The sequence below is a fragment of the Desulfomonile tiedjei DSM 6799 genome (assembly GCF_000266945.1).
In the GTDB taxonomy this organism is placed as follows: Bacteria; Desulfobacterota; Desulfomonilia; order Desulfomonilales; family Desulfomonilaceae; genus Desulfomonile; species Desulfomonile tiedjei.
The window spans coordinates 2,531,076-2,544,254 of the sequence record NC_018025.1 but is presented as its reverse complement, the minus strand read 5'-3'; the positions used below and the strand labels follow the sequence as shown (position 1 = coordinate 2,544,254).

The window sequence follows — 13,179 nt, the reverse complement described above, 5'->3', positions numbered from 1 at the left end:
GTATTCTCCGTTATTCTGATGAATTTTGCTATATAAAGAAGTCCCGCTCTGTGCGCTCTTTTTTCCATTCTCTTTCATAAGAGCGTCTGCCGAGCATCGTTGCAGCGTGCAAAATTGCAGAGAACAGCTTTTCTCAAGGAATGCATCACTCCACAATGTTAACACACCTCCTCCATATTTCCTCCACATCTTGCCTCTAGTATTTCCCTTCAAAAAGCAAAATGACATTAGTAGCAGGACCGTGGCGTCTATTGCTCCAGCCTTGTCTTGATTGACCGATCAATCAACTGCTTCTTTTTGTTGCCATTTAGGAGGCATCTTCATGAACAGAAAGAGACAACCAAATCCCATTTGTTTCGGTTCGGACCTCGCTGCTCTGGTACTCTCGGCCGCGTTGACTCTTGGGACACTATGCTCTCCAACCTGGGCTGCCGGAACCGGTACAGGCGGAGCAACAGGAACCACATCTACTTCCAGCCAGACAACCATTTCCCAGGATGAGATAAGCACGAGCTACATAGACCAAAAAGTGAAGGATCTCGTGAAAGAAGGATACGCAGTGGACGGCCCTTCTGAGGTCGTTGAGGTCGGCCGATCGTCACTTACCATTTTCAAGACAGGTAAGACCACCTGGAAATTGAGTCTGGCCGACAAGAACGTGAAGATAAGCGATTACCAGGGCCAGACCCTCTCATTGAGCCAAGTCCAATCCCAGAGCAAGGTTTACACGTGCCAGAAGAAGAGTAATGTCGTCATTCTCGTTCTAAAAAAGAAGGAGGGGACCAATGAATATTAGAATACACTATGGCCTCCGTATCTTGGCGTTGCTGGTTCTCTTCTCTGCAACAGGGATTCTGTTCACTTGCGAGGCAACTGCCGCTACGTATTCACCCTGCAGCATTCCCCCTATTGTAGGGTCCGCCAGTAGACCCAACGTAATGCTTGTAATGGATTATTCGGGAAGTATGCAATTCCCTGCGTATTACGATGTCTCGAATGCCTTTTCCAGTTATTTCTCCAACTACATTGCGGAGTGTTATTCGAGTAGCATCTACAAAGCCTACGATCAGATGTATTCCTATTACGGCACGTTTGAAACCGACAAGTATTACGTTTATGTACCATCCACCACGACCACGACCTATGATTATTTCAAACTCGCCAGCACCCAGCCTGTCACCACATATAGCGTAACGAACAGCGCTAACGGCGGCACGGACAAGATTACCTTCACTGCAGCAGGCCACACCTTTGCCGTAGGCGATATCGTGGCTTTTTCCGATTTGACGAGTCACACGGGGCTGAACGGAAACGCTTTCACGGTAACGGCTATCAGCGGGAACACATTTACCGTTACATCATCGAGTTACAACACTGTTTTGTGGAACAGCACAGCGGATACGGCAGGATATGTCGTAAAGAGAATCAACGGGACCTTCGTCCTTGACAGCTCAGGTAATCAGACCGGCATCAGCGGGAATATTTTAAATTTCGTTCTCACTTCCCGCATAGACGCAGCCCTCAAAGCCTTGATCGGGGGTCGATCGATTTGCCCTTCAGATGACAGCTATTGCTACTTGAGACCACAGGGCGCCAGGAGACGTGTCCAGGACACATCCTATCTGTATGCAGATTTCTACGTGAGGCCAGCCACCCTTGAGTCCAGTACAACGTATCCCAACGACTACAATTCTTCCGGAGGTTATTACAAAAGTTCATCCGGCTATGACAGGGATATGTTTCTGACGATAAAGGGCAAGTACACCGGACAGTTGAAATCAACGAGCGCCCAAAATCTGAGCAGGTATTTTGAGACATGGCAGTTCACGCTCACTCAGAAGACCAGGGTTCAGCTCACTCTATCGGGTAATTGGCCGAACAAAGCATACCTCATGATATATTCTGCTGCGCCGTCCAACAACTGGGGTGGATCTTCGTATCTCGTGACCTCGAATTCCGCCACTACGGCCAGCATAGATACTGATTTCGCGGCGGGAACCTACTACGTGGTTGCAACCTATTACGATCAGAAGACCACATCTTCTTATCAAGCGTCGTACACACTTTTCTCAAACGTAAACCTCACAACGTACACCGTATCAGGCTATCCACATAACGGTTCGATTCTCACCAAAATCGGCGCCTTCCCATCCGGTCGAGCGAGACTTCGACTGGAACCAGCGGCAGACGGAACGAAAGACTCCAGAAGCGGAGTCATTCAAAAGTCTTTCGGATACGTGAGGTTCGGATTTGAATATTACAACTCCACTACATCCAGTGGCAGCACTCCGGACAAAAGAGGCAAGATTGCAGTGGGGTGCGACAACACAAGCCAGAGTCTCCTGATAAATGCGCTTGAAGGAGTCGATAATTCGAGTGCGAAGGTAGATTTCACTCAGATTTATCCGTATAACGGGACGCCCACGGGTGAAGGTCTTTACGAAGCCAGTGACTACTTTCAGCAGGCAAACACTCACAGCTATGCGGACAATTCCAGCTTTATAGTCAAGGGTACGGCTGCAGATCCCTACTATACCACAAATACGCTGGGTACCGCGGTTGCCGTGAATTGCCGCAACAGTTTTGTCGTGCTCGTATCGGATGGCGACTGGAATGGGTCGGTGGATCCGGTAAAGGCCGCCCAGTACATGCATAATCCCTCATCAACGACCTTTCGCTCGGATATATCGGATATACACGTGACCGTCTACTCAATTATGGCTTTCTCAACTACGACGACCGGGTACAATTCCATGAAAGCCGTGGCGATGTACGGCGGATTCAAGCACATTACAAATTGCGGGAGTAGCAAGGCGTATCCCTATCCTCAAACAGGTCTCCCCAGCAACAGTCTCAATTTCACATGGCCTGTCAGCGCCTGTAATCCTTCCAATTCAGAATGTTCGTCGACGTGCAGCACCTCATGCTTTTGCACCAAATGCTGCGCAGAGTGGAATGCCACGTGGGACCGCGATGGCGACGGTGTTTACGAATCACAGGGGATACCGGACGGCTATTATCAGGCTGACGACGGGAGGAAGTTGGAAGAAGCGCTCACGAAAGTCATGTCAGCGGTAACCACCGGGAATGCCGCAGCCAGCGCAGTAGCAACGGTTTCGCAGGAAACCTCGAGCGATGACGTCATCGTCAGAGGAGTGTTCCAGGCTGCAGACCCGGACAATCCTACAGATTTCCTCTGGAAAGGACATATAGAGGCTTATTTTCCGTTTACCAGTGGAGACACAACCTATTATGATTTCGAGCTATCCAGCTTCCTGAATACGTCCGACCCGGATCTCGCCGGACTTTGCATGGGCCTATCCTCATCGAGCAGACATTGCTGGGATTCCGGACAAATACTCTATAGCCAGAGTCCGGTAAGCTCGGACGCGAGATTGATATACACGTGGGTATATGATTCGAGTTCCGACACATACAAACAAAAGACGTTCGATTCCACGAACATTTCTACGTCGGATCTGGGTGTCGTCAACACCACGGAAAGGGACAATATAATCAACTGGGTACGAGGCAATACGGTAACCGGATACCGGAACAGAAACGGGTGGATTCTTGGAGATATAGTATATTCAACCCCTGTCGTCGTAGGTCCACCCAAATTGGGAAGCGTTTCCAAGCGAGACCCCAATATCAACGAATACATGACTTACCTGGGAAACCAATCCACACGTTCCAAAGTCATCTACGTGGGGGCGAACGACGGAATGCTCCATGCATTTCTCATGGGAACGACGACCGATGGCAGTACATGGGTTTTCGAACCCGGTGTCGACTCCAACATAGGCAAAGAGTTGTGGGCGTATATTCCCGGTAATCTCCTCACCGAGTTGCAAGCACTGAAGTCAACATCGTACGGCACGACCACCGGTACCAGCCCTTGCGTTCACAGGGCTATGGTGGATCTTGGGCCCAGGCACTGGGAAGTCTACATAAAATCCGATTATTGCGGCAGTAGCGCGGATGCTCAAGGGAGATGCTGGCGTAGTGTCATCATAGGAGGTGAGCGGGGAGGAGGCGACGTGTATTTCGCCATCGACATCACCGATCCTGTGCCCGATTCTTCAGATAGCAGCAAGGGACCGAAGGTTCTGTGGGAATACTCGGTCCTCAAAAACCGAATAGTGGCCGAACAGGGAACTACTTCTACCACCACCTGCATGCAGGCATGCCGAAACAGTTGTACAACGAACTGCCAAAGCACGTATGACACTTGCTATTCGAAATGTTCGACCACGGCGTGCAAAACCTCCTGTCTTACGACTCAAGCTACGTGCCAGTCGAATTGCGAGGCGATTTGTGCGACCTCGACCTGCGGCTCCGCAACGTACAAGGCTTACGCTCCATTCAAGGCCGCTTATGAGAGTATCAAGACTCTCCCCTTGGCCTGGTCTCAACCCTACGTAGCACGCATTCACGTTCCCAACACGGTGAAATTCTATGTGGGAGAGCCGGACGCAAACACTAACCTTCCCTCCCAAACCGTACAATGGGATACGAATAACAATAATCGACCGGTGGTGTTCATTGGCGGGGGCATACACATTTATGACAGGAGCTTCACCACTACTCCTGCAATAGATGACCGTTTCAAGATGGCATTGTTCTGGCCGAATCTCCTGATGCTGGATATCGAGACAGGGTACAATCTGTTGGAATATATCTGGCCGATAGTAATTAATGCCAACGCAAAAGCCTTTCCTAACAGGCAGATGGGAGCCAACACGATTCCGTATGCCATGTCGGATGTTCTTGCCCTGGATGTGTGGGACCAGGTAAATTCGGCAGTGGGCGACGACGGCTTTGTAGACAGGGTATACGTAGGTGATATGAACGGATATTTTTATGGGATAAAGTTCAATCTCTCCGAGTATTTCCCTGACGCAACCACAAGCAATTCGAACTTTGGTGTTGAGGTGAATATATGGCCTACCAAACCGATAAGCTCGTCGGATCTGATTTCAAACTACTACAGGTCAACCCTTCAGCCCATTTCTGTAGCTCCTGTAGCGAGCTTCGAAAGCACTTCGTCATCGGCGTCATCCAGTAGCATACCCGCATTGAGAGTGATCTTCGGCACGGGTAAGTACGATGATGTGACCTACGGGACCGACGACAAGACGGATACTGCTAAAATGGCACTGTACAACCTGAGAGATCCGGTCGCCACAGTGAGCGGCAGCACTATCTACGGGCTTCCCGTCATAGGATCGTCTGCGATAGATCCATGGAGTACTGTGGGGAGCACCAACTTCAAAGTCCAAATCGTGAAAAAATGCGGACTTCCCGACAGCATGACCGGTTTTAACACCAACTGCAATTGGTCGAGCGATTCAACAGTGTCGGACACCACGTCCGCCATATACGGTCTATACCAGGGAGACTGTTGTGAATCCTCGAACAGTTCATGTACCGATTCTTGTTACCAGTGCATTTATGATTTTCGTGCCCCATGCGAGTCAGGGAGTGATGGATGCGGGACTCCGATTGATTCCGCAGATGCACCGGCGGAAGGCAAGCCGGGTGAGCGTGTGCTGGGCAAGCCTCTGCTGGCGGCCGGCCTGGTCTTTGTGACCACCTTTGTGCCGCCATTCGATATTTGCGGGTATACCGGGCAAGGGTACTTGTACGTATTCGACTATATGTGCCAACCTTTCTCCTCGGACTACAATCCCTTCCCCTCCGAAGATACGGTCACTCTTACCAATTCAACAGGGACTAACACCGTAGGCTACCAGGTAAGTCTGGGGTCAGGGGTTCCCAGTAGAGCCGTCCTGGATTCCAAAGGCAACAGCATTATCATCCAGATGAGCGACGGCACCATAAAGAAGCTGAAGCCGGATCTGGGAACGAATAAGCCTCTGCAATTCCGAGGATGGAGACAAAGATGACGGAAAAACGACAAACCTGAACTGCTATTCGTGTCGTTCAGGATGATGTAACAATTGAGAAAATTAGTGTCCGATTGAGGATCAGAGATATTGGTGGGTGCCGTGCCTCCGTGCCGGCACATTCAACATAATCCATGATATCAATAGGATGGACCGACAGAAAGAAGCTGTCTCAAAAGCCGGGATTCATTCCCGATCGTGGCACGAAATTCTCATCATCTTCACGGTCTGATTGTAGGGGCGCCCCTCGTGGGTGCCCGGTAGTGACCGGCCTCTGTGCCGGTCATTGCGGGAGGGCAGGCACGAGACCTGCCCCTACAAGGATGATGAATCGTGGCACGATGTGTTGTGTATTCGAGAATTTTGAGACAGTCTCGAGACGCCGATCCCCACTAGTATCTTGCAGGAGCGCGGGACAAACGTCAGAGTTTTTGGCAATCGCTATAACTACTATAGTTTCGCCCTTTTTGTATTCTGGACGGTTAGATGGTGAGATAATCCTTGAAAAAATAAGGCGTTCCGCACATACCCGGTTTTGTGTAAAGATTCTGGGAAGGAGGAACGCCAGTTGAAGAGATCTATACCAGATCCGTTCGGGATTGACGAGATTCATTTCAGAGCGTGTTTCAGCGCACCGAGTTTCCGTATCTTCGTTGCGCTGGTGGTCGGTTGGGTGCTCACTATGGGCAAGCACACTATCAGCCAGGTGATTCTGACCATGAGACTCCATGAATCCAAGCACTTCGCCAGCATCTACCGATTCCTCGGCAAGGGACGATGGGAGACTGACTTTGTCTCCTATTTCGTCTTCAGAATGTTGGTAGAAACGCTGATTGCAGAAGGGATCGAGATCCTTGTGGTGATTGACGACACCTTGAACAAGCACACTGGCAAGAAGATCTGTGGCGCGGGCTGGCAGCATGATGGTTCACTCCCAAAGCATACTAAGCAAAAGGGGTATGGAGTGTGCTTTGTCATCATAGGACTGGCGATTCGCCTTCCCGGCATCAGCGATCGCATGTTTTGTCTGCCATACGCTGCCCGCCTTTGGTGGCCGCCAAAGGCCAAGTTTAATCCCAAGAGCCTGCCCTACAAGACAAAACCCGAACTTGGATTGGATCTTATAAATCTGACTCATTCATGGCTCCAAGAGGGAGAAAGACTGAGAATTGTGTTCGACCTGGGATACTGCTGCGATACCATCCTCAAAGCACGACCCAAGAATGTGCACATTACAGGGAGGCTGAGAAAGGATGCAGCTTTGTTCGCTGTGCTGGAACCTGCTCCATTTACAGTGATGGGCAGACCTCGCAAGAGAGGCGCTCGACTGCCCTCCCTGGAAACGATGTTCCAGGACCCCAATCTGGGGTGGAATGAGATTAGGGTCTTCTGCTATGGAAAACAAACTAAGCTCCTGATACATCAGTTCACGGCGCTATGGTATCATAGCGCAGGGCAACAGCCTCTTTCGATCGTGTTGTGCCATGACCCGGCCGGCCACCATGCCAATATGGTGTTTTTCGATACGGACCCTCAGGCTGCACCACAGCAGATTATCGAGCGCTACGCTGCACGCTTTAGCATTGAGATGACCAATCGAGAGACCAAGAACCTCCTGGGTGCGGCTGAACCTCAGTGTCGGAAAGAGACCTCGGTAACCCGTGCCCCTATGTTTGCTTACTGGGCCTACTGCTTTGTAGTGCTTTGGTTCGTTGGGCAATTCGTCACTGCAAAGAACCTCGTTGCCGACCCGGCTCCCTGGTACTGCCGGAAAAAGTCGTTCACCTTTTCAGACATGCTGGCAGCAGCTCGAAGGAGTCATTTCTCGCTGAGAATTTATTCGAAAGCCAGCCGAATCAATAAGTTCGAAAAACTCAACGGCCCGCGCTCCACGCGCGGACTCGACCATGCAAGAATCGCGAAACTATAGATAACTAATCTTTCGCCTGGGCGGCCTTCGAGGCTGCCCCCATGACCGTAACCCCAACGGTGTATTCCCTTGGGATAACTTACATCGCCTGACATCGATAGAATCGGATACCTGACTTGAGCTCTCTTTCAGGTCAGTGTGACGGCAAACCCGATTTACCTCCTACCGGCGGTTTCCGGATAATCCATATAATTCCGATGAGGGCTATCATAATCACGGCCTCAAGAAAAAATACGTCATTGAATGCCAACAAAGAAGCCTGCCGCTGCATCTCGAGATAAATCGCCTGCTGCGCCAATTTCATATTTCCCGCAAAAGCTCCCATCTGCACATCAAAAAAAGATTTCATCTGCTCCACGGATTGGTTGAAAATAGGATTGAACGGGGTCAGATTTTCAATCAGTCGAGCTTGATGGAATTGCGACCTCCACTGGATCATGGTGCTTACAAATGCAACACCGAAAGATCCCCCCAAATTCCTGAGCAGGTTGAATATTGCTGAAGCATTATTCATCTGTTCTTGTGGAACGTACGCCATTGCCGCGAACGTAACTGCCACAAAAATGAACGGCATGCCGAGCGTTTGAATAAACCTGCCCATAATCGCCGAATGAAAATCTATTTGACCGTTAAATCCTGACATGTAATAGAGCGAATAAGAGGTGATTATCGCACCGACAGCGAGCAAGTAGCGGGCATCTATTCGTTCGGTTAATTTTCCTGCCAACGGCAGCAAGACCAACAGAAAGACTCCTCCCAGGCCTAAAACCTGGCCTGCAAGAAAAGCAGTATACCCCATGAGAGTCTGAAGATAGAGCGGAAGGAGGACAATAGACCCGAGGAAAGCGAAAAACGTAAGGAACATGACCAGGTTTGCCGTAGCAAAACTGCGGTCTTTAAAAATCCTCAGGTCCAGTATCGGTCTCTCTTGGCGCAATTCCCAAAAAATGAGTGTAATCAGAGACACAACGGAAATGGTTGTGAGCACAACGATAAAATTCGATTCGAACCAATCCTCTCTCTGCCCTTTATCCAATACCACTTGGAGACTGCCCAGTCCCAGACTCAGGAGTGTTATCCCGACATAATCGATTTTTTCTCCATGGTTACGGCGTTCTTGATAGGCCGGATCGAATATGAACGCCGTAATCAACCCCAACGCAAGAATGCCGATCGGTAAATTTATATAGAATATCCAACGCCATGAGTAATTGTCAGTGAGATATCCACCGACTAACGGGCCCAAAATAGGGCCGAGTACGGCTCCCATCCCAAAGATACCCATAGCGAGGCCTCGTTCCTCTGCAGGAAAAGTCTCCAGGAGAATTGCCTGCGACATTGGTTGGAGTCCTCCCCCACCAATTCCCTGGAGTATCCGAAATGTCACTATCTCGCCGAGACCGGTAGCCCAACCGCAGAATACGGAACTTACCGTGAATATTACGATGGAAATCAGGAGGTATTTTTTGCGTCCGAATACCCGGGCAAACCAACCGCTCATGGGAATAACAATAGCATTGGAAACCAGATAAGAAGTCAGAACCCACGTGACCTCATCTTGTCCTGCGGAAAGACTGCCCTGAATGTACGGCAATGCTACGTTGGCAACGCTTGTGTCCAGGATTTCAATGAGGGTTGGGAGCATCACTGCGAGAGTGATCAGCCATTTGTTTGTCTGGGGCCTGTCCATGGCTTTTTTCTGAAGTCAAAATTGTGGGAATGACGCTCATGCCGATCCGCAATGTCGGTAATCGATGCCATTGTTCTTTGTTGATGGTAATTTTCACCGGAATACGTTGCACAACTTTCACAAAATTTCCGGTGGCATTCTCCGGTGGGAACAGCGAAAACACTCCGCCGGTTCCTGCCATTATCGAATCGACCGTGCCCTGTACAATGACGCCGGGGTATGTGTCGACCTCGATCTGCACCGGTTGTCCCGGACGGACGTCCGTCAGTTGAGTCTCTTTATAATTTGCCGTGATCCACACTTGAGGAGGATGCAGCGGCACTACGGCGAATAGCTGCTGGCCTGGAGACACATATTGACCGGGTTCGATCTTCTTCTCAGTAACATGGCCGTTTGCGGGCGAAACGATCGTAGTGTAACTCAAGTCCAGTTGAGCCTGTCTTACTTGTTCCTCGGCGAGCTTCACTTTCGCTTGCTGCGCTTCTGTTTGGCGGGCTTTGATTTCAGCCTGTTCTTTTCCTGTCGCAGCAAGGGCAACATTAGCCTCTCTTAACTGGATGTCCGCTTCCTGTGCCGCTCTTTGCTTCCTGACCGACTCAAGTTTGGCTTTTGCTTCCTGGACCTGAGCAAGCGCCGATTTGTAACTCGTTTCCGAATTGTCAAGCGTCTGTTGAGAGATTGCTCCAGTTTTTCTCAAATCGGTATTCCGCTTCAGGTCTATCGAACTGAGCTCAAACTGGGCCTCCAAACGCTTCACTTCTTGAATTGCCGCATCCTCGTCTTTAAGAAGTTGATCGAGCGTCTTCTGCAAACTTGCCAACTCTGCCTGGGCACCTTTGATCTGTTCGGCGGTTTGAGTAAGCTGCAGAGGTACCCCTAACTCCAACGAAGTGAGGGTAGCCCGACTTTCGGCAAGATTCGCCTGCGCTTGAGCCAAAGCCACTTCGTACGGAGTCGGGTCCAGCTTGACAAGGGGCTGCCCCTCAGTCACGTTCTCATTGTCGTCCACCAGAACATTGGTTAAATAACCTGCAATACGTGGAGTGATAATAAAAATATGACCATCGACAAAAGCGTCGTCAGTGGACACCTGTCCCCTGGTCAAGAGAAAGTAGGTAATACCAGCCGCCAATAGTATGACAACTCCAACAATTAGCGCGGGCCATTTATATGATCTCCAATTGAACTTTGTCGATTTTCTTTCCATAGCGTCAGCATGCTTAAATTCCATAACATTACTACAATGATAATCACGCCGCTTAATGTGTCAAGATTTCATGATATTTACTCTGAAACGTCAATTGATAGGTCCGAATTAGTCATTTTCATATACACAAGTCTTTCAATACATGTCCTGATATTCAAATGTTAGTTATCGAGTTGCCCGCGATTTCTTACAATGCCGTGCAACCATATAAATGTGCCGCTGTATTGGTTTTGGTCGGAGATGCTCTGTTCGCTCACAAATTTTGTGGAAATTTTCCTGTTACAAGTGTCTCACAAGGAAAGAACCAAAAGCTCGTATTGTCCATGCTGTAGGCGACATAGGAGACGAATTGGCAAGCACATGAAAACATATGCAAAAACTAACAAAATAAGTCCATTTTAACAAACCAATGAGAGGGCTACTGCAATGGGGATTGACCTTGACCAATTATGCATAAATACTCTTCGATTTCTGGCTGTAGACATGGTGGAAAAAGCCAATTCCGGCCATCCGGGACTACCTTTGGGATCGGCGCCTATCGCGTACGTTATCTGGGACAAATTCTTAAAGTACAACCCCACAAATCCCTCATGGCCGGATCGAGACCGTTTCGTGCTTTCCGCGGGCCACGGTTGCGCATTGCTCTATGCAATGCTTCATGTCACGGGTTTCGATCTCTCATTGGATGAGATTAAACAGTTCCGCCAATGGGGGAGCAAAACTCCAGGTCACCCTGAATATCGGAAAGCACCCGGTGTCGAGGCAACAACAGGGCCCCTGGGTCAGGGATTGGGAAATGCAATTGGTATGGCCATGGCTGAAGCCGCTCTTGCGGCTCAGTTCAACAAACCCGATCACAAAATAGTGGATCACTATACATACGTGATGGTCAGCGACGGCGACCTCATGGAAGGTTTATCCTCAGAAGCCGGATCTCTGGCCGGACACCTGCGTTTGAGCAAGCTCATCGTGTGCTATTGCAGCAACAAGATCAGCATAGAGGGAAGCACCGACTTGGCATTCACCGAAAATTGTCGAACTCGTTTCGATGCCTTTGGCTGGCACACTCAACTGGTGGGAAATCCGTATGACCTCAATGCAGTCCATACAGCCATCGAAGCAGCTCGGTTAGAGAAAAACAAACCATCGTTCATCGAAATGCGCACCCATATCGGATACGGCAGTCCTCACAAACAGGATTCAAGTGCAGCGCATGGTGAGCCGTTAGGCGAAGAAGAGGTTCGGCTGACGAAAGAAAATCTCGGCTGGCCGACAGAGCCTACCTTCTACATTCCAGACGAAGCCCTTACACATTTTCGCAAAGCAGTTGACAGGGGGAAAGCACGGGAGTCGGAGTGGAAATCGAGTCTCGAGGAGTACGAGAAACGTTATCCCGATCTTGCTTCCGAATTCAGGAGGCGGATCTCGGGATCGTTTCCTGAAGGATGGGATCGTGAACTGCCGTCTTTCAAGCCCGATGACGGTCCGATAGCAACCCGTTCCGCTTCGGGAAAGGTGATTAATGTGCTTGCTCCGAAAATGCCCGAACTGATAGGCGGAGCGGCAGATTTGGCGCCGAGTACGAAAACCCTGATCAAAGACTTGAGTGATTTTCAGGCAAACGATTACCGCGGACGAAACCTGCGTTTCGGTGTCCGCGAGCACATCATGGGTGCAGCAGCCAACGGCATAGCGCTTCATGGAGGATTCATCCCCTACGTTGCCACATTTCTCATTTTCAGCGATTACATGCGGCCTTCGATGCGGTTGGCGGCATTGACCGAATTGCACGTAATTTATGTATTTACCCATGACAGTATAGGCCTGGGAGAGGATGGACCTACTCATCAGCCGATTGAGCAGTTGGTCGGTTTGAGAGCCATTCCTAATTTTGTGCTTATCAGACCTGCAGATGCAAATGAGACCGCAAAGGCGTGGCAAGTGGCGCTGAAACATCGTGAAGGTCCTGTAGCCCTGGCCCTCACCCGGCAAAATCTGCCCGTTTTCGATCTCTCCAAATATCCGAATATAGCGAACGGCGTGGAAAAAGGCGGATATATTATCTCCGATAGTAAAGAAGGAATCACGCCCGACATTATATTGGTCGCCTCGGGATCTGAAGTACAGCTCATCCTGCAGGCGCAAGAGAGACTTCTCTCAAGAGGTGTTCATGCTCGAGCCGTAAGCATGCCATCCTGGAATCTGTTCGATAAGCAAGATGAAGATTACAGGAACACCGTGTTCACTCCTCACGTACCCATACTTGCCGTAGAGGCGGGAGCCACCCTGGGATGGAGACCATACGTAGGACCGAGCATCGAAGTCATAGGCGTGGACCGCTTCGGTGCATCCGCTCCGGGGGAAACGGTACTCGAGAAACTTGGCTTCAGTGTTGACAACGTCTGTAACCGGGCGCTGAACATGTTGGGAAAAGGAAAGTAAA

The 13,179-nt window shown here is 49.9% G+C and carries 6 protein-coding genes; 4 read left to right on the top strand and 2 right to left on the bottom strand.

Features of this window, described 5'->3' with window-relative positions; translation table 11 throughout:
• Nucleotides 1-322: 322 nt before the first annotated feature.
• From DESTI_RS10605 to DESTI_RS10595, 3 genes are all read left to right on the top strand, one after another.
• A complete protein-coding gene (locus tag DESTI_RS10605; protein ID WP_014809958.1) occupies nt 323-796 on the top strand; it encodes a hypothetical protein in 474 nt (157 codons plus the stop codon).
• Complete coding sequence (locus tag DESTI_RS10600) at nt 786-5,909, top strand: pilus assembly protein (protein ID WP_014809957.1); 5,124 nt, start codon at nt 786-788, stop codon at nt 5,907-5,909. The genes DESTI_RS10605 and DESTI_RS10600 overlap by 11 nt, the downstream gene beginning before the upstream one ends.
• Before the next feature lie 568 nt (nt 5,910-6,477).
• The gene (locus DESTI_RS10595) at nt 6,478-7,839 is read left to right on the top strand and encodes an IS701 family transposase (RefSeq protein WP_014808181.1); all 1,362 of its coding nucleotides are present in this window, start codon (nt 6,478-6,480) and stop codon (nt 7,837-7,839) included.
• 133 nt (nt 7,840-7,972) lie between these two features.
• On the opposite strand, the gene DESTI_RS10590 is transcribed toward DESTI_RS10595, so the two are convergent.
• Both DESTI_RS10590 and DESTI_RS10585 read right to left on the bottom strand, forming a co-directional pair.
• Nucleotides 7,973-9,529 carry a DHA2 family efflux MFS transporter permease subunit gene (locus tag DESTI_RS10590; protein ID WP_014809956.1) on the bottom strand — a complete coding sequence of 519 codons (1,557 nt, stop codon included), beginning with the start codon at nt 9,527-9,529 and terminating at the stop codon, nt 7,973-7,975.
• Nucleotides 9,465-10,661, bottom strand: coding sequence for an HlyD family secretion protein (locus DESTI_RS10585; protein WP_211213769.1), 1,197 nt, complete (start codon nt 10,659-10,661; stop codon nt 9,465-9,467). Before DESTI_RS10585 ends, DESTI_RS10590 begins: the two co-directional genes overlap by 65 nt.
• 501 nt (nt 10,662-11,162) lie before the next feature.
• Between DESTI_RS10585 and tkt the strand changes: the two genes are divergently transcribed.
• Nucleotides 11,163-13,178: a transketolase gene (gene tkt, locus DESTI_RS10580; RefSeq protein WP_014809954.1), complete on the top strand. Its 2,016-nt coding sequence runs from the start codon at nt 11,163-11,165 to the stop codon at nt 13,176-13,178.
• Nucleotide 13,179 lies beyond the last annotated feature (1 nt).